This window comes from Micromonospora sp. WMMA1998 (assembly GCF_027497375.1).
Taxonomy (GTDB): domain Bacteria; phylum Actinomycetota; class Actinomycetes; order Mycobacteriales; family Micromonosporaceae; genus Micromonospora; species Micromonospora sediminicola.
The window spans coordinates 5,068,537-5,085,324 of the sequence record NZ_CP114911.1 but is presented as its reverse complement, the minus strand read 5'-3'; the positions used below and the strand labels follow the sequence as shown (position 1 = coordinate 5,085,324).

Annotated in this window: 17 protein-coding genes; 11 read left to right on the top strand and 6 right to left on the bottom strand. The window is 72.8% G+C overall.

Annotated elements, in window-relative coordinates:
- Positions 1-126 precede the first annotated feature (126 nt).
- Both O7600_RS23600 and mca read right to left on the bottom strand, forming a co-directional pair.
- Positions 127-411 carry a hypothetical protein gene (locus O7600_RS23600; RefSeq protein ID WP_281590689.1) on the bottom strand — a complete coding sequence of 95 codons (285 nt, stop codon included), beginning with the start codon at positions 409-411 and terminating at the stop codon, positions 127-129.
- Between the two features lie 48 nt (positions 412-459).
- Positions 460-1,341, bottom strand: coding sequence for a mycothiol conjugate amidase Mca (gene mca / locus O7600_RS23595; protein WP_099162518.1), 882 nt, complete (start codon positions 1,339-1,341; stop codon positions 460-462).
- 245 nt (positions 1,342-1,586) lie between these two features.
- Between mca and O7600_RS23590 the strand changes: the two genes are divergently transcribed.
- Both O7600_RS23590 and greA read left to right on the top strand, forming a co-directional pair.
- Positions 1,587-2,021, top strand: coding sequence for a DUF4307 domain-containing protein (locus O7600_RS23590; protein ID WP_091581853.1), 435 nt, complete (start codon positions 1,587-1,589; stop codon positions 2,019-2,021).
- A gap of 147 nt (positions 2,022-2,168) precedes the next feature.
- Entirely contained in the window at positions 2,169-2,669 is a 501-nt protein-coding gene (gene greA / locus O7600_RS23585) for a transcription elongation factor GreA (RefSeq protein ID WP_091581857.1), read from the top strand.
- Positions 2,670-2,794: 125 nt separating this feature from the next.
- On the opposite strand, the gene ilvA is transcribed toward greA, so the two are convergent.
- From ilvA to O7600_RS23565, 4 genes are read right to left on the bottom strand one after another with little or no spacing between them, the layout of a single operon-like run.
- Positions 2,795-4,015, bottom strand: coding sequence for a threonine ammonia-lyase (gene ilvA / locus O7600_RS23580; protein WP_281590688.1), 1,221 nt, complete (start codon positions 4,013-4,015; stop codon positions 2,795-2,797).
- A complete protein-coding gene (locus O7600_RS23575) occupies positions 4,012-4,944 on the bottom strand; it encodes a DUF4328 domain-containing protein (RefSeq protein ID WP_281590687.1) in 933 nt (310 codons plus the stop codon). Before O7600_RS23575 ends, ilvA begins: the two co-directional genes overlap by 4 nt.
- A 52-nt stretch (positions 4,945-4,996) precedes the next feature.
- The gene (locus tag O7600_RS23570) at positions 4,997-6,409 is read right to left on the bottom strand and encodes an amidase (RefSeq protein ID WP_281590686.1); all 1,413 of its coding nucleotides are present in this window, start codon (positions 6,407-6,409) and stop codon (positions 4,997-4,999) included.
- A gap of 16 nt (positions 6,410-6,425) precedes the next feature.
- Positions 6,426-7,568, bottom strand: a complete 1,143-nt coding sequence (locus tag O7600_RS23565; protein ID WP_281590685.1) for a cystathionine gamma-synthase — start codon at positions 7,566-7,568, stop codon at positions 6,426-6,428.
- Positions 7,569-7,665: 97 nt separating this feature from the next.
- On the opposite strand from O7600_RS23565, the gene O7600_RS23560 reads away from it, so the two are divergent.
- From O7600_RS23560 to O7600_RS23520, 9 genes are all read left to right on the top strand, one after another.
- Positions 7,666-7,995: a hypothetical protein gene (locus O7600_RS23560; RefSeq protein ID WP_281590684.1), complete on the top strand. Its 330-nt coding sequence runs from the start codon at positions 7,666-7,668 to the stop codon at positions 7,993-7,995.
- Positions 7,995-8,687 (top strand): nucleotidyl transferase AbiEii/AbiGii toxin family protein, encoded by a 693-nt coding sequence (locus O7600_RS23555; RefSeq protein ID WP_281594252.1) that lies wholly within the window; start codon positions 7,995-7,997, stop codon positions 8,685-8,687. Before O7600_RS23560 ends, O7600_RS23555 begins: the two co-directional genes overlap by 1 nt.
- 131 nt (positions 8,688-8,818) lie before the next feature.
- On the top strand, positions 8,819-9,232 hold the full coding sequence (locus O7600_RS23550) for an HIT family protein (protein ID WP_281590683.1): 414 nt from the start codon (positions 8,819-8,821) through the stop codon (positions 9,230-9,232).
- Between the two features lie 76 nt (positions 9,233-9,308).
- Positions 9,309-9,971: a peptide-methionine (S)-S-oxide reductase MsrA gene (gene msrA / locus O7600_RS23545; protein WP_281590682.1), complete on the top strand. Its 663-nt coding sequence runs from the start codon at positions 9,309-9,311 to the stop codon at positions 9,969-9,971.
- 192 nt (positions 9,972-10,163) lie between these two features.
- Complete coding sequence (locus O7600_RS23540; protein ID WP_281590681.1) at positions 10,164-11,954, top strand: N-acetylglutaminylglutamine amidotransferase; 1,791 nt, start codon at positions 10,164-10,166, stop codon at positions 11,952-11,954.
- Between the two features lie 2 nt (positions 11,955-11,956).
- Positions 11,957-13,795, top strand: coding sequence for an N-acetylglutaminylglutamine synthetase (gene ngg / locus O7600_RS23535; protein ID WP_281590680.1), 1,839 nt, complete (start codon positions 11,957-11,959; stop codon positions 13,793-13,795).
- Positions 13,792-14,976, top strand: a complete 1,185-nt coding sequence (locus O7600_RS23530) for an osmoprotectant NAGGN system M42 family peptidase (RefSeq protein WP_281590679.1) — start codon at positions 13,792-13,794, stop codon at positions 14,974-14,976. The genes ngg and O7600_RS23530 overlap by 4 nt, the downstream gene beginning before the upstream one ends.
- A gap of 347 nt (positions 14,977-15,323) precedes the next feature.
- The gene (locus tag O7600_RS23525) at positions 15,324-16,253 is read left to right on the top strand and encodes a ribonuclease Z (RefSeq protein WP_281590678.1); all 930 of its coding nucleotides are present in this window, start codon (positions 15,324-15,326) and stop codon (positions 16,251-16,253) included.
- Entirely contained in the window at positions 16,250-16,759 is a 510-nt protein-coding gene (locus O7600_RS23520) for a GNAT family N-acetyltransferase (RefSeq protein WP_281590677.1), read from the top strand. The genes O7600_RS23525 and O7600_RS23520 overlap by 4 nt, the downstream gene beginning before the upstream one ends.
- The last annotated feature ends 29 nt before the right edge of the window (positions 16,760-16,788 follow it).

The window sequence follows — 16,788 nt, the reverse complement described above, 5'->3', positions numbered from 1 at the left end:
CTCGACATCGGCGCCCCCCTTCCGCGCAGGGTGCGGGGCCTGACGGTCCCCCCGGCGGAAGGCTAAGCCAAAGCCGGTGGCCGCAACAGGGGGCGACCACCGGCTTGGGCGTGATTCATGCGGTGTTCAGCTGTTTCGGCGCTGCTGAGGGCCGTTGGGAGCACTCGTCGGTGAATCCTGCTCGACGGCCCCGTCTGTCGGATCGACGACTGCCGACTCGACCCGGCCCGGCTCACCCTGCCGCGGGAAGCGGTCGGGCAGGCGGCGCAGGCGGGCGTTCATGTTGCGGATGAGCAGGACGGTGACGGTGGCCAGCGCGACGATGAGGAAGAGGCCCATCGGGCCGGCCAGACCACCCGTGCGGGTGTCACCGAAGTTGTTCTCCGCGAGCACCTGGGCGGTGGTCAGCATGGTGTTCCTCCGATGTGCGGCTGACGACCAGGGTAGCCCGCGCCGATGTCAGTGGGCACGGCACGTCTCGCGCACCCCGGCGAAGAGGTCGGACTCGGGGAGCGGGCTGTCCACCAGCGAGCGGGCGAGCTGGAAGTCCTCCGTCGGCCAGGCGCGCTGCTGGAGCTCCATCGGCACCTGGAACCAGAACCCGTCCGGGTCGATCTGGGTGGCGTGGGCGCGCAGCGCGTCGTCGCGGACCGGGAAGTAGGCGGCGCAGTCGACCCGGGTGGTGATGCGCTCCCCCTTGTCGGGGCGCTCCTCCCAGCGCTTCATCCACTCGCCGTAGGGCGACTCCAGGCCGGCGGCGAGCATGGCCTCGTGCAGGCCCATGATCTTGGCCCGGGAGAAGCCCACGTCGTAGTAGAGCTTCAGCGGCTGCCACGGCTCGCCCAGCTCCGGGTGGCGCTCCGGGTCGCCGGCCGCCTCGAACGCCGCCACGGTGACCTTGTGGGTCATGATGTGGTCCGGGTGCGGGTAGCCGCCCTCCTCGTCGTACGTGGTGACCACGTGCGGGCGGAACTGGCGCATCAGCCGCACCAGCGGCGCGGCGGCGACCTCCACCTCCTGTAGCGCGAAGCAGCCCTCGGGCAGCGGCGGCAGCGGGTCGCCCTCGGGCAGACCGGAGTCGACGAAGCCGAGCCAGGCCTGCTCGACGCCGAGGACGGCGCGGGCGGCGTCCATCTCGGCGCGCCGGATGTCGCCGATGTTGGCCCACACGTCGGGGCGGTCCATCTTGGGGTTCAGCACGCTGCCCCGCTCGCCACCGGTGCAGGTGACGACCAGGACATCCACCCCCTCGGCGACGTATTTCGCCATGGTGGCGGCACCCTTGCTCGACTCGTCGTCGGGATGGGCGTGCACCGCCATGAGACGCAGCTGTTCTGCCACCTTCGGCGCTCCTCGTCTGTGCCGGCCGGGCGACCCGCCCAGGGCCGACCGGCTGACCTGCCGGAATCTCCCCCCGCGCCCGCGAAAGCCCCCGTGCTGGCACGTCGGGACCGCTGCCGGAGTGGCCGGGACCACCCTGGCCGGTCGAGGCCGACCTGCCATCCTTGACTCAGCGCCGGGCTGGGAAGATGGACCTAGCCATTCTTGCCGATGCTGCCGACAACAACGCCAGGAGATACCCGCCGGTGAGCGAGACGCACGCCACAGTCACACCGGGTACGCCGGTCTTCCCGCCCGGCCGGTACGGCCGTCGCCGGGAGCCGGGACGCCGCCGGCCGCTCCTGCTCGCCCTGACGGTGACCGTCCTGCTGGCCGTCCTCGGGCTGGCCGCCGCGAAGCTCTACAGCCAGTACGGCGACCCCGAGTACCAGGGCGAGATGATCAGCTACACCGGGATCACCGACTCCCGCGTGGTGGTCGACTTCCGGGTCACCGTGCCACCCGGCGGCTCGGCCACCTGCCTGCTGCGGGCCCGCTCGCACGACGGCGCCGAGGTGGGCCACGTCGAGGCCACCGTGACCGCCGAGTCCGGCCAGCGGCACGTCCGAGCCCGACAGGAGGTGCCCACCAGCGCCCGGCCGTTCATCGGCGAGGTGCTGCGCTGCCGACCGACCGGCTGAGCCGGAGCACCGGCGAGCTGCCGGAACACGCGTACCCCGGGTCCCGCGACCGGCACCCGGGGTGATCGACCACACCTCGACCGGCACGGCACTGGTAACTTGGTGGTTCACCTGTCAGCCAGTCCGCACCAACCGAGGAGATCGCCTGTGTCCACCAACGGAAACGAGGCGCCCGCCACCTGGCTGTCCCAGGACGCTTACGACCGCCTGCAGGCCGAGCTCGACGAGATGATCGCCAACCGGCCGGTCATCGCCGCCGAGATCAACGCCCGGCGTGAGGAGGGCGACCTGCGGGAGAACGGTGGCTACCACGCCGCCCGCGAGGAGCAGGGCAAGGCCGAGGGACGCATCCTCTATCTCAAGGAGCTGCTGCGCACCGCCAAGGTCGGTGAGGCTCCGGCCGCCGACGTGGTCTCGCCCGGCATGGTCGTCACCATCTACTTCGACGACGACGCCGACGACACCGAGACGTTCCTGCTCGGCTCCCGGGAGATCGCCTCCACCACCGACCTCACCGTCTACAGCCCCGAGTCCGCGCTCGGCAAGGCGATCCTCGGCGGCAAGGCGGGTCAGACCTGCACCTACACGGCCCCCAGCGGCGCCGACATCAAGGTGACAGTCGTGTCGTTCGAGCCCTACTCGGGCTGACCGCCCTCCGGACCCGTGCCGGACGGCTCGGGTCCCGACCCGACCGAGGCTGACAGGCTCCTCGGGCCCCGAGCCACACCCACCCGTTCGCCCCGACCGGACCATCCGGCCGGGGCGTTCGCGGTTCACCCCTCGCCGGCGAAGACGACCTGGTAGCCGCTGGCCCGCAGCGCGCTGATCAGCGTGTCCGAGTGCTCCACCCCACGGGTCTCCACGGACAGCGCCACCTCCACCTCGCCCAGCCGCAGGTGCGGGTTGGCCCGCTGGTGCACCACGTCCACCACGTTGGCCCGGTGCTCGGCGATCTCGCCGAGCAGCGAGGCGAGCTGACCGGGCCGGTCCACGCACCGCACGGTGATCCGCAGGAAGCGGCCGGCCGCGGCCAGGCCGTGCTCGATCACCCGGAGCATCAGCAGCGGATCGATGTTGCCGCCGGACAGGACCGCGACCACCGGCGCGGTCACGTCCACCGCGCCGGCCAGCAACGCCGCCACGCCGACCGCGCCGGCCGGCTCCACCACCTGCTTGCCCCGTTCCAGCAGCATCAGCAGCGCGCGGGAGATGTCCTCCTCGGAGACCGTCACCACGTCGTCGACGAGCTTGCGGACGTGGGTGAACGTCAACTCGCCGGGCCGGCCGACGGCGATCCCGTCGGCGATGGTCGCGAACGAGGGCAGCCGGACCGGTTCGCCGGCCCGCAGCGAGGGCGGGAACGCGGCGGCGCTCGCCGCCTGCACCCCGATCACCCGTACGTCGGGACGCAGCGCCTTGGCCGCCACCGCCATGCCGGACACCAGCCCACCGCCGCCGACCCCGGTCACGATGGTCCGCACGTCCGGGCACTGTTCGAGGATCTCCAACGCCACCGTGCCCTGACCGGCGATGACGTCCGGGTGGTCGAACGGGTGGATGAACACCGCACCGGTCCGCTCGGCGAAGGTCTGCGCCGCGATCAGCGACTCGTCCACGGTGTTGCCGACCAGCTCGATCTGCGCGCCGTACCCCTTGGTCGCGGCGACCTTCGGCAGCGGCGCGTTCACCGGCATGAAGACGGTGGCGTGCGTGCCGACCAGACCGGCGGCGAGCGCCACCCCCTGGGCGTGGTTGCCGGCGCTGGCCGCCACCACGCCCCGGGCCCGCTCGTCGGCGGAGAGCCGGGAGATCCGCACGTACGCGCCCCGCACCTTGTACGAGCCGGCGCGCTGCATGTTCTCGCACTTGAGCCAGACCGGCCCGCCGAGCGCGGCGCTGAGCGGACGGGACGGCTCCAGCGGCGTGGTGCGGGTGACGCCGGCGAGCAGCTCCCGCGCGGCCTGTACGTCGGCGAGACCGACCAGTTCCGTCATGCCCCGATCGTGCCACCCGCCCCGGCCGGAGGCGGCGGCGACGTCACCGACGGCGCGTCCGGTCCGGCGCCGGCCGGCGCGGGCGCAGCGGGGTCGGGCGCGGGAGCGACCGGCGCGGGGGCGGCCGGCGCGGCGGAAGCGGGCCAGCCGGGGTGGCCCGGCCAGACGGGCACGGCCCGGGCGAGGCGGTCCTGCTGGGCGGCCGAGATCCGGCGGACCAGCACCACGAACGAGATGCCGGCGACCAGGCAGGCCACCGACAGCAGCAGCCGGCCGCCGAGCGCGTCCTGGTAGTAGCGGACGTAGCTGCCGTACTCCACGTCGTTCTGCGGCCACTCGGTCAGCCGCGAGTACCGCTGGTCGTCACCGCGGCTGACCAACCGGTCGCCGACCGAGAAGACCAGCCAGGCCGCCCACCAGACGCCGACCAGGGCCGGCGTGGTGCGCCGGAGCAGGCTGTCCCGGGCGATGTTCGCGACCACCCGGGCCGGGACCACGAAGTTGGCGAACGGCACCAGCCAGCCGGCGATCGCCCAGCCCGGGCCGAGGCTCGGCAGGGCGCCCGCGAACGCGTCGGTGTTCTTCCGCGCCCGCCAGGTCCAGATGATGACCAGCACCGCCGCGGTCAGCAGGGCCAGCAGGTAGGGCAGCCCGAGCAGCAGTTCGGCGACCGCCGCGCCCAGCAGCAGGTCCCGGTCGCCCTGCTCGGCCGCCGCGCGGGCCATCCGCGCGCCGACCAGCGGGAACAGCGCGCCCGGCAGGTAGAGCACGGTGGCCGCGCCGACCGCGACCGCCGCCGCGGTGCCCAGGCCACGGACCGGGTACGTGGGCACGCCGGGCAGCACCGGCGGCTGGCCGAACGGCGTACCGCAACGCTGGCAGTCGGGGTCGACCGGGGACGCGACGTCCCCGCAGGTCTGGCAGTGCATCGGGAACCGTCCGGAAGGGTGTGCGCGACAGGGGTGCGCACACGTTAGACGATCATGCGGTGGCCGGCGACCCCGTACCGACCCGGGGATAGCCGGGAGCGTGCCGCGTCCACGGCGCCTGCATCTCGAACTGCCCGGCCACACCGAGCAGCAGCAGCTCCGATCCGGGCGGGCCGACGAACTGCACGCCGACCGGCAACCCGTCCGGGCGGCGGCCGACCGGCACCACGATCGACGGCAGGCCGGCGATGTTCCACGGCGCGGCGTACGGGGCGTACCGGATGTTGGTCGACATGTTCGCCAGCCAGGAGCGGCCGGACCAGCCGGCGGCCTGCGGCGGCGGCCCGGCCAGCGCCGGGGTGAGCAGCAGGTCGACCGAGTGGTCGGCGAAGAACTGCACCGACCGCTCGCGCCAGGCGCTCCGGTCGGCCTCCCGGACGTACCCCCGGCGCTGCGCCCACTCCCCCAGCGCGACGTGTCGGCGGCTGCGCCGCTGGAGCTGACGCGGCGCCACCCCGGCGGCCCGCACGTCCGCCGCGGCGGCCGCGAACCAGGTGGCGATGCCCTGGAGGCCGAGCCGGGTCGGGTAGACCGGGTCGGCGGGGACGGTGTCGTGCCCGGCGGCGGCCAGCAGCCGGCCGGCCGCGGCGACGGCGTCCCGGTTCGGCGCGTCCGGGGAGACGCCGCGCACCGGGGAGCGCAGCGACACGCCCACCCGCAGCCGCGGTGGCGGGACCAGCCGGTCCGGCCGGCGACCGGCCAGCACCGAGAATCCGACCACCGCGTCGGCGACCGTCCCGGTCAGCATGCCGTGCTCGGTGAGGCCGAACCAGTCGTCCGCGCCGAGTTGGCAGGGCACCACACCCCGGCCGGGCTTGAGGCCGACCAGGCCGCAGCAGGCCGCCGGGATGCGGATCGAGCCGAGACCGTCGTTGCCGTGGGCCATCGGCACCAGCCCGGCGGCCACCGCGGCGGCGGCGCCACCGGAGGAGCCGCCGGGGGTGCGCGACAGGTCCCACGGGTTGCGGGTCACGCCGGTGTCGTCGTCGGTGAGGGCCCACAGGCCCAGCTCCGGCATCCGGGTCACACCGAGGATCACCGCGCCCGCGCCGCGCAGCCGCCGGACCACCTCGTGGTCGGCCTCCGCCACGCCGGTACGCATCGCGGCCGACCCGTTCCAGGTGGGCAGCCCGGCGACCGGCGTGTTCTCCTTGACCGCCACCGGCACCCCGGCCAGCGGCAGGTCGGCCAGTTCCTCCTGCTCGTCGACCTTCTCCGCCTCGGTGATCGCCTCGCCGCCGCGTACCGTGCGGAACGCGGCCAGCTCGGCGTCGACCCGGGCGGCGTGGTCGAGGTGGTCGGCCACCACCTGCGTGGCGGAGACGTCACCACGGCGGACCGCACGGGCGATCTGCTTCGCGGTCGCCCCGACCCAGGTCGTCGGCAAGATGTCCGGCACTGCCACCCTCCCCGTCCAGCGGTCAGCCCAGCGCCTGCTCCAGATCGGCGAGCAGGTCGTCGACCGTCTCGATGCCGACAGACAGTCGCACGAGATCGCCGGGAACTTCAAGCGGCGAGCCGGCAGCGCTCGCGTGTGTCATCCGGCCCGGGTGCTCGATCAGGGACTCCACGCCGCCGAGCGACTCGGCGAGCACGAACAGCCGGGTGGAGTTGCAGATCTGCACGGCGTGCTCCTCACCGCCCGCCGCGCGGAACGAGATCATGCCGCCGAACCGGCGCATCTGCTTGGCCGCGACCTCGTGCCCCGGGTGCGACGGCAGGCCCGGGTAGATCACCTGGCCGACCTTCGCGTGCCCGTCCAGGTAGGCCGCGATCCGCTCGGCGTTGTCGCAGTGCCGGTCCATCCGTACCCCGAGGGTCTTGATGCCGCGCAGGGTGAGCCACGCGTCGAACGGTCCGTTGACGGCGCCCATCGCGTTCTGGTGGTAGCGCAGTTCCTCGCCGAGGGTGCGGTCCGCGGCGACCAGCGCGCCACCGACCACGTCGGAGTGTCCGCCGACGTACTTGGTCGTGGAGTGCACCACCACGTCCGCGCCGAACGCGATCGGCTGTTGCAGGTACGGCGAGGCGAACGTGTTGTCGACCACCAGCAGCGCGCCGGCGTCGTGCGCCACGGCGGCCAGGGCGGCGATGTCGGCGATGCCGAGCAGCGGGTTGGTCGGCGTCTCCACCCAGACGATCTTCGTGGTGCCGGGCCGGATCGCGGCGCGGACCGCGTCCGGGTCGGAAACCCTGGCCGGGGTGTACGCCAGACCCCACCGCTCGGCCACCTTGGCGAAGAGCCGGTAGGTGCCGCCGTAGGCGTCGTCCGGGATGACCACGTGGTCGCCCGGCTTGCACACGGTGCGCAGCAGGGTGTCCTCGGCGGCCAGGCCGCTGGCGAAGGCGAGCCCCACCGGGCCGCCCTCCAGCGCGGCCAGGCACTCCTGCAGCGCGTCCCGGGTGGGGTTGCCGGAGCGGCTGTACTCGTAGCCCTCGCGCGGTGCGCCGACGGCGTCCTGGGCGTAGGTGCTGGTCTGGTAGATCGGCGGGATCACCGCACCGGTGCGGGCCTCGGGGTCCTGACCGGCGTGGATGGCGAGCGTCTCGAAGCCGTGACTCATGCCGCAGACGTTAGTCCGCCGGCTCACCCGACTGCCGTCGAACCCGGGCGCGCGTCGCCGCCGCGAGGTTGTCGGCCGGGTCGGCCATACTGGGCCGGTGAGTTCGACCGAAGCGCTGCCGTCCCGTCTGCTCGGCACGATCGACCGGATCCCCACCTCGCTGGAGATCCTGGCTGGTCCGCGATCGGGCCGGGTCAGCCTGCCGGTGCGACTCGCCTGGTCGGGCCCGGCCGACTTCGACATCGGCGACGCGCGTGAACGACTGACCCTCTACTGCCTCCTCCTCGACTGCGGCCAGCGCAGCGACATCGTGCAATACGTCAACGCCACGCTGCTCCGCCAGGACTGGCCTCGCATCCGCCGGTTGACCGCGCGCCGCGTGACCCGGCTCTGGGAGCAACGACTGCCAGACCTCATCGCCGGGTGATGGACGAACTGCACCGTCGACTGCTGGAGATCGGTTTCGCCGCCGGCGACGACCTGGGGTTGATGCTCGCGGGCGGCTATGCCATGTGCGCCCACGACCTGGTCGACCGCCCCTCTCAGGACATCGACTTCGCGACGGCCGCCGCGATTCCGCTTCCCACCGTGACGGACCGCCTCGCCGCCGCCTACATCGCGGCCGGGTTCTCCGCTCGGATCGTTGAGTCGACGCCCCGAATGGCTCGCCTGCTGATCTCGAACGACGTGTCGTCGTGCGAGGTCGACCTGCTCAAGGAGGCCCTCGCGCCGCCGGCCCGAATGGCTCTGGGCCCGGTGCTTGCCTTCGACGACGCCGTCGGGCTCAAGGTTCGCGCGCTGCACGACCGCGCCGCCCACCGGGACTACATCGACGTCCGCGCCGCGAACGAGAGGCTCGCATGGACCGAGCTGGAGCACCTCGGCGCCCGCCACACCGCGGGTTTCTCGCTAGACGAGTTGGCCGACCGGTTGGGTGGCGTGACGGAGCGGGACATCCGGACCTTCCGTTCATACGGACTCACCGAGCCGCAGGTCGACGAGCTTCGGACATGGGCCCTGGGCTGGGAGGCGGATATCCGGGCGCGCCTGGCCAACGGTGAGACCGGCCCGGTGGGCGTCCCCGACGATGACTGGGACGCATACCTGGACGAGTCCTGAGCGCCTCACCCCAACCCGTCGATCATGAAGTTGACGATGGCTACGGGGTCGGCGGCATGTCGCCGCCAACTTCATGATCGGCGGACGTTGCGGAGGCGGGCCCAGGGGGTGACGCGGTCTAGCCTGAGCGCATGAGCGGGTGCGTGTTCTGCGGGATCATCGCCGGCGAGGTGCCGGCCGTCGTGGTGACCGACGAGCCGGACGGGGTGGCGTTCCTGGACACCCGGCCGGTGTTCAAGGGGCACGTGCTGGTGGTGCCACGCGCCCACGTGGAGACGCTGACCGACCTGCCGGACGACGCGTCGCCCGGCTACTTCCGGCTGGTGCGGCGGATCGCCGTGGCGGTCGAGTCCGGTCTGGGGTCCGGTGGGACGTTCGTGGCGATGAACAACCGGGTGTCCCAGTCCGTCCCGCACCTGCACACCCACGTCGTGCCCCGGACGAAGGGCGACGGGCTGCGGGGCTTCTTCTGGCCCCGCACCCGCTACGCCGACGACGCCGAGGCGACCGGCTTCGCCGGCCGGATCTCGGCGGCGCTCGCCTGAGCGTCGGGTGGACGGGTAAGGAACCGGGAACCGACGCTGTTGCACACGTTGGGAAAGCCAAGAGAGGAGTCCCACCGTGTTCCTCCGCCGCATGAAGGCCGAGATGATCTCTCCTGACCAGGCCCTGCCGGGCCGCCCGATCGCCATGCCCATCGCCGACCGGCACGAGGTGCTGCCGTCGACGCTGAAGGGCCCGTTCCCCGACGGCGCGCAGGTAGCCGTCTTCGGCATGGGCTGTTTCTGGGGCGCCGAGCGGCTGTTCTGGACCCTCCCCGGCGTGCTCACCACGTCCGCCGGCTACGCGGGTGGCTACACCACCAACCCGACGTACGAGGAGGTGTGCTCCGGCATGACCGGGCACGCCGAGGTGGTCCAGGTGGTCTACGACCCGTCGAAGATCGCCTACGAGGACCTGCTCAAGGTCTTCTGGGAGAACCACGACCCGACCCAGGGCATGCGCCAGGGCAACGACATGGGCACCCAGTACCGGTCCGCCATCTACACCACGACGGACGAGCAGCGCGCCGCCGCCGAGGCGTCGCGGGACGCGTTCGCGCCGATCGTGGCGCGGGCCGGCAAGGGCGAGATCACCACGGAGATCGCGCCGCTCGGCGACTACTACTTCGCCGAGGACTACCACCAGCAGTACCTGGCCCCGACGAAGAACCCGAACGGCTACTGCAACCACGGCCCGAACGGGCTGAGCTGCCCGGTCGGCGTCGCCCGCACCGCCGGCTGACGCCCGATGCCGGGTCTGCGGTGTTCGTCACATCGCGGGCCCGGCTCATCTCGGGCATCCGACACCGAGCGGGCAGGAACCGACGCGTTCCTTCACCGCCACACTCGGTAACCGCGCATCGTAGCAACCTGTCACACGTTCGTCATCGTCTCAACAGGCGAACTGCAACAACCTCTGGCAGCATTGGCTCGCATGTGCGGACTTGCGGGAGAGTTCCGCCGTGACGGTTCACGCGCCGACGTCTCGGCCGTGGAGCGGATGGCGGCCACGATGAGTGACCGAGGGCCCGACGACAGCGGCGTCTGGTCGCAGGGCCCGACCGCGCTGGGACACCGGCGCCTGAAGATCATCGACCTGTCCGCGGCGAGCGGCCAACCGATCGTCGACGCCGCCGCCGGGCTCACCGGGGTCTTCAACGGCTGCATCTACAACTACCGCGAGCTGCGCGCGGAGCTCCAGGCCAAGGGCCACCGCTTCTTCTCCGCCGGCGACAGCGAGGTCGTGGTCAAGGCGTACGCCGAGTGGGGGCTCGACTTCGTCGACCACCTGGTCGGCATGTTCGCGGTGGCGATCAGCGAGCGGGACACCGGCCGCCTGGTGCTGGCCCGCGACCGGCTCGGCATCAAGCCGCTCTACCTGGCCGAGAGCCCCGGCGTGGTGCGCTTCGCCTCGACCCTGCCGGCGCTGCTGGCCGGCGGCGGCGTGGACACCACCATCGACCGGGTGGCGCTCGCCCACTACCTGAGCTTCCACAGCATCGTGCCGCCGCCGCGGACCATCCTCGCCGGCGTCACCAAGCTGCCGCCGGCCACGGTCCGGGTGTACGAGGCGGACGGCACCACCCGGGAGCGGGTCTACTGGGACCCGACCTTCGGGCGCGCCGCCGAGCGGGCCGGCTGGTCCGAACGGGACTGGCAGGACGCGCTGCTCGACTCGCTCACCACCGCCGTCCGCCGCCGGATGGTGGCCGACGTGCCGGTGGGCGTGCTGCTCTCCGGCGGCCTCGACTCCAGCCTGGTGGTCGCGCTGCTCGCCGGTGAGGGCCAGGCCCGGTCCGGCCTGGCCACGTTCTCCATCGGCTTCGACGCGGTCGGCGGCCGGGAGGGCGACGAGTTCGTCTACTCCGACCTGGTGGCCAAGACGTTCGGTACCGACCACCACCAGATCCGGGTGCCCACCGGTGACCTGCTGCCGCCGCTGGAGGCCGCCGTCGCGGCCATGAGCGAGCCCATGGTCAGCCACGACTGCGTCGCGTTCTGGCTGCTCAGCCAGGAGGTCGCGAAGCACGTCAAGGTGGTCCAGTCGGGCCAGGGCGCGGACGAGATCCTGGGCGGCTACCACTGGTACCCGCCGCTGGCCGGGGTGGACCGGGAGCAGGCTCTCGACACGTACGCGAAGGCGTTCTTCGACCGGGACGCGGCCGGGCTGGCCCGGGTGCTCAACCCGGACTGGCTGGCCGACGGCGACCCGGCGCGCGAGTTCGTCGCCGCCCACCTGGGCCGCGCGGGCGCGGAGACCGCGGTCGACGCCGGCCTGCGGATCGACACCCAGGTCATGCTGACCGACGACCCGGTGAAGCGGGTCGACAACATGACCATGGCGCACGGCCTGGAGGCCCGGGTGCCGTTCCTCGACCACGAGTTCGTGGAGCTGGCCGCGAGCTGCCCGCCCGAGCTGAAGCTGGCCCAGGGCGGCAAGGGCGTGCTCAAGGAGATCGGCCGCCGGGTCCTGCCGCACGAGGTGATCGACCGGCCCAAGGGCTACTTCCCGGTGCCCGGCCTCACCCACCTGGAGGGCAAGCTCCTCGACCGGGTGCGCGACGCGCTCACCGCGCCCGAGGCGCGCCGGCGTGACCTGTTCCGCGGCGACTACGTCGACGCGCTGCTCGCCGACCCGAACGCCGAACTGACCCCGTTGAACGGAAACAAGCTGTGGCAACTGGGACTCCTGGAAATGTGGCTCCAGAGCCACGGAATCGACTGACCGTGACCGACACTCTCGCCACCGGCACGGCGCGTACCGACCGGGAACGGGTGCTGGGGCGCCGCCGGGAACGCGTCGGCCCCGGCGGTGACCCGGTCGCACCGGGCACGCCGGAGCCGCCGCAGCCGAAGACCGGGTCCGCCGACGCCTCGGGCGTGGTGCTCGACTGCGGCTGGGGCCGGCTGGTCTTCGGGCAGACGTTCGCCGACCAGGTGCACGTGGCCGACGTGCTGCGCTCCGAGGCGGTCGGCGCCCGGGACATCTGCATCTACCTGCGCGACCCGCACGTGCTGGTCTCCCGGCTGCCGGACGAGCTGTTCATCGACCCGTCACTGACCTACCGGCTGCCGCTGGGCGAGCGCCGCCCGGCCGCCACCGAGGGCGGCGAGATCCCCGGGCTCACCATCCGGCCGCTGCGCGACGCGGACGACGCGGACGCGGTGAACCGGATCTACGCCCGCAACGGCATGGTCACCGCCCCGGTCGAGGTGCTGGTGGACAACGCCGGCACCGACCGGTTCCTGCACCTGGTGGCCGAGGACGCCACCGGCGAGGTGGTCGGCACCATCACCGGCGTGGACCACGTCGCGGTCTTCGACGACCCGGAGCACGGGGCCAGCCTCTGGTGCCTGACGGTCGACTTCAACACCGCGCCGCCCGGCACCGGCCAGGCGCTGCTCACCGCGCTCGCCGACCAGCTCGACACGCGCGGCCGGGCGTACGTGGACCTGTCCGTGCTGGCCGAGAACTCGGGCGCGATCCGGCTCTACGAGCGGCTCGGCTTCCACCGCACCGGCACGCTCTGCGTCAAGCGGAAGAACCCGATCAACGAGCGCCTGTTCCTGCCCGCCATGCCCGAGGGGTACGACGAGCTCAACCCGTACGCGAAGATCGTCGCGGACGAGGCGATGCGGCGTGGCATCCGGGTGGAGGTCACCGACCCGCACTGGGGTGAGCTGAAGTTGACCACCGGTGGCCGGACCATCCACACCCGCGAGTCGCTGTCGGAGCTGACCTCGGCGGTGGCGATGAGCCGCTGCGACGACAAGCGGGTGACCCGGCGCATCCTGACCGAGGCGGGGCTGTCCGTGCCCCGCGGTCGCACCGCCACCGGCGAACCCGACGACCTCGCGTTCCTGGCCGACGTCGGCCCGGTGGTGGTCAAGCCGGCGCGGGGCGAGCAGGGCAACGGGATCACCGTGGGCGTGCGGACGGCGGAGGCGTTGACCGCCGCGGTCGAGCTGGCCCGCCGGTTCTGCCCGGACGTGCTGATCGAGGAGCTGCGCGCGGGCGAGGACCTGCGGGTGGTGGTGATCGACCACGAGGTGGTCGCCGCCGCGGTCCGGCGCCCGGCGCAGATCACCGGCGACGGGGTGCACGACGTCACCGAGTTGATCGAGCGGCAGAGCCGCCGCCGGGCCGCCGCCACCGGCGGCGAGTCCCGGATCCCGATCGACGACATGACCCGTGAGGTGGTGGCCGAGGCCGGCTACCAGATGCACGACGTGCTGCCGGAGGGGCAGGTGCTGGCGGTCCGGCGGACCGCCAACCTGCACACCGGCGGCACCATCCACGACGTGACCGCCGAGCTGCACCCGGCGATCGCCGAGGCGTGCGTGACCGCCAGCCGGGCGCTGGACATCCCGGTCACCGGGCTGGACCTGCTGGTCCCCGCCCCGGACGCGCCGGAGCACGTGTTCATCGAGGCCAACGAGCGGCCGGGACTGGCCAACCACGAGCCGCAGCCGACCGCCGAACGCTTCGTCGACCTGCTCTTCCCGGGCACGCGGGCACCGCAGCGACTCTGGTCGCCGGCCGGTGCGGCAGGCTCAGGGGCATGACCGCACGGAAACCCCAACCGCTCAAGCTCGACCTCGAATACCTGCGCCAGGTGCTGGTGGAACTGTTGGAGATCCCCAGCCCGTCCGGGCGTACCGACCACATCCAGCAGTACGTGGGCGAGCGGCTCTCCGCGCTCGGGATCAGCTCCACGCTGACCCGGCGCGGAGCGCTGAGCGCCTGCCTGCCCGGCCCCCGGTCGACCGGCGCCGACCGCGCGGTCGTGGTGCACACCGACACCATCGGCGGCATGGTGAAGCGGCTGAAGGAGAACGGCCGGCTGGAGATCAACCCGATCGGCACGCACAGCGCCCGCTTCGCCGAGGGCGCCCACGTGCGGATCTTCACCGACGACCTGGACCGGGTGATCACCGGCCAGGTGCTGCCGCTCAAGGCCAGCGGGCACCGCTACAACGAGGCGGTCGACCTCCAGGGGGTCGGCTGGGAACTGGTCGAGGTCCGGGTCGACGAGCCGGTGCGCGACGAGGCAGGCCTCCGCGCGCTCGGCGTCGACGCCGGCGACTTCGTCGCGCTGCTGCCCAACCCGACGATCACCCCGAGCGGATACGTCAAGTCCCGGCACCTGGACGACAAGGCCGGGGTGGCCGCGGTGCTGACCGCGTTCAAGGCGATGGTCGACGCCGGGGTCACCCCGGCGGTCACCGCGCACCTGCTGGTCACCGTCACCGAGGAGATCGGCCACGGTGCGAGCCACGGGCTGGACCCGGACGTGGCGGAGATCGTCTCGGTGGACGCGGCGGTGGTCGCGCCCGGCCAGCAGTCCCGGGAGAACGCCGCCACGCTGGCGATGGGCGACGGGGTCGGCCCGTTCGACTACCACCTCACCCGCAACCTGGCCTCGATCGCCAAGGAGCACGGCGTCGACCTGGTCCGGGACGTGTTCGACTACTACCGCTCGGACGCCGCCTCGGCGGTCGAGGCCGGGGCGCACGCCCGGGTGGCGCTGCTCGGCTTCGGCGTGGACGCCACCCACGGGCACGAGCGCACCCACCTCGACGGCCTGCACCATCTCGCCCAACTGCTCTGCCTCTATCTGCAGAGTCCGCTGGTGTTTCCCGAGTGGGACGCCGAGCCGGAGGGCGACCTGGCCGACTTCCCGTCGCTGGCGGTGCAGCCGGCGCACGAGGAGGGCCCCCGGGAGGGCCCGATCGGCGTGGAGTGACCGTCACCCGGCCGGCCCTCTGAGCGCGGTCCCGGGCTCTCGTGCGCCCTGTGATCGAAATCCGTTGCCGTGGCCGCCGGGAAGTGGATAGCGTGGCGGTACACGGGAAAGGAGGTGGTCCAGACTTGTATAGCAATCGGACTCGTGAGGTGGCTGTCCGCTAGCCGCTGTCCTCGACAGTGAAAACCGTCCGCCGCGAGGCGGGCACAGCTCGATCGTCGAGACCGTGTGGCAGCGGTGCGGCGAAACCACGACAGCCACCCGACCCCCGGGGTGCCGGCCCAGTCCAGCCGGCCCGCGCGCGAGCGCGGAAGCCCCGGGGGTCGCTTCATGTCTGGGGGAAGACCTTGTCCATGCGGGAGCTGGTGGTGCTCGGGACGGCCAGCCAGGCGCCGACGCGGCAGCGCAACCACAACGGCTACCTGCTGCGCTGGGACGACGAGGTGATCCTCTTCGACCCGGGCGAGGGCAGCCAACGCCAGATGCTGCACACCGGTGTCACCGCCACCGACCTGACCCGGATCTGCGTCACCCACTTCCACGGCGACCACTGCCTCGGGCTGCCCGGCATGATCCAGCGGCTCTCGCTGGACCGCGTACCGCGCCCGGTGGCCGTGCACTTCCCGGCCGGCGGCGCCGAGTACTTCGCCCGGCTGCGCCACGCGTCGAGCTTCTACGAGACCGCCGAGCTGGCCGTCGAACCGATCGACACCGACGGGCAGCGGATCACGCTGGGCATCGGCACGCTGGAGGCCCGCCGGCTGCGGCACCCGATCGAGACGTACGGCTACCGCCTGGTCGAGCCGGACGGCTGCCGGATGCTGCCGGAGCGGCTGGCCGCGTACGACATCGCCGGTCCGGACGTGGGGCGGCTGCTGCGCGACGGCCACCTGGACCGCGACGGGCGTCGCGTCACCCGGGACGAGGTGAGCGTCACCCGCCCGGGGCAGCGGTTCGCGTTCGTGATGGACACCGGGCTCTGCGACGGCGTGTACGCGCTGGCCGAGCACGCCGACCTGCTGGTGATCGAGTCGACGTTCCTGGAGTCGGAGGCCGCCCTCGCCGCCGAGGTCGGCCACCTCACCGCCGGCCAGGCCGCCCGGGTGGCCGCCGAGTCGGGGGTACGCACGCTCGTGCTCACCCACTTCTCCCAGCGGTACGCCGACCCGCGCCGCTTCCACGACGAGGCCCGCGAGCACTTCACCGGTGATCTGGTGATCGCCGAGGATCTCCAGACGGTGCAGGTGCCGCCCCGGCGGGTACCGTCGCCCGGGTGACACTATCCCTACGGTCCGCGACCGAGGCCGACCTGATGGCGGTCGGCGCCCTGCACCAACGCTCGCGGGTGGCGGCGTACTCGTCGATCCTGCCACCCGAGGCGCTCGCCGAACCGACACCGGAGGCGATGGGGCGCTACTGGGTGGAGCGGCTGACCTGGGAGGGCGCGGACCACCGGATGACCGTGGCCGAGCGGGACGGGCGACTGGTGGGCTTCAGCTACCTCGGGCCGGACGACGAGGGCGACCCGGCGACCGGGCTGCTCAACGCGATCCACCTCGAACCGGACGAGCGGGGCCGGGGCACCGGGCGGGCGCTGATGGTGGACGCGCTGGACGCGATGCGGGACCGCTCGTGGACCCGGGCCGTGCTGTGGGTGCTGCGCGACAACGCCTCCGCGCGCCGGTTCTACGAAGGTGGCGGCTGGCGGGCCACCGGCGCGAGCCGCGTCGACCGCATCGGCCCCGCACTGGTGGACCAGGTGCGCTACGCGCGTGAGGTGTAAGGAAGGGCCCCTTCTTAACGCATTCGGTA

Excerpts from the sequence above, each read along its gene's own strand:
- O7600_RS23550 (WP_281590683.1), top strand. The coding sequence starts at position 8,819 with ATGAGCGGGTGCGTGTTCTGCGGGATCATCGCCGGCGAGGTGCCGGCC.
- ilvA (WP_281590688.1), bottom strand. The coding sequence starts at position 4,015 with ATGACGGAACTGGTCGGTCTCGCCGACGTACAGGCCGCGCGGGAGCTG.
- O7600_RS23530 (WP_281590679.1), top strand. The coding sequence starts at position 13,792 with ATGACCGCACGGAAACCCCAACCGCTCAAGCTCGACCTCGAATACCTG.
- O7600_RS23575 (WP_281590687.1), bottom strand. The coding sequence starts at position 4,944 with ATGCACTGCCAGACCTGCGGGGACGTCGCGTCCCCGGTCGACCCCGAC.
- O7600_RS23565 (WP_281590685.1), bottom strand. The coding sequence starts at position 7,568 with ATGAGTCACGGCTTCGAGACGCTCGCCATCCACGCCGGTCAGGACCCC.
- O7600_RS23600 (WP_281590689.1), bottom strand. The coding sequence starts at position 411 with ATGCTGACCACCGCCCAGGTGCTCGCGGAGAACAACTTCGGTGACACC.
- O7600_RS23540 (WP_281590681.1), top strand. The coding sequence starts at position 10,164 with ATGTGCGGACTTGCGGGAGAGTTCCGCCGTGACGGTTCACGCGCCGAC.
- O7600_RS23555 (WP_281594252.1), top strand. The coding sequence starts at position 7,995 with ATGGACGAACTGCACCGTCGACTGCTGGAGATCGGTTTCGCCGCCGGC.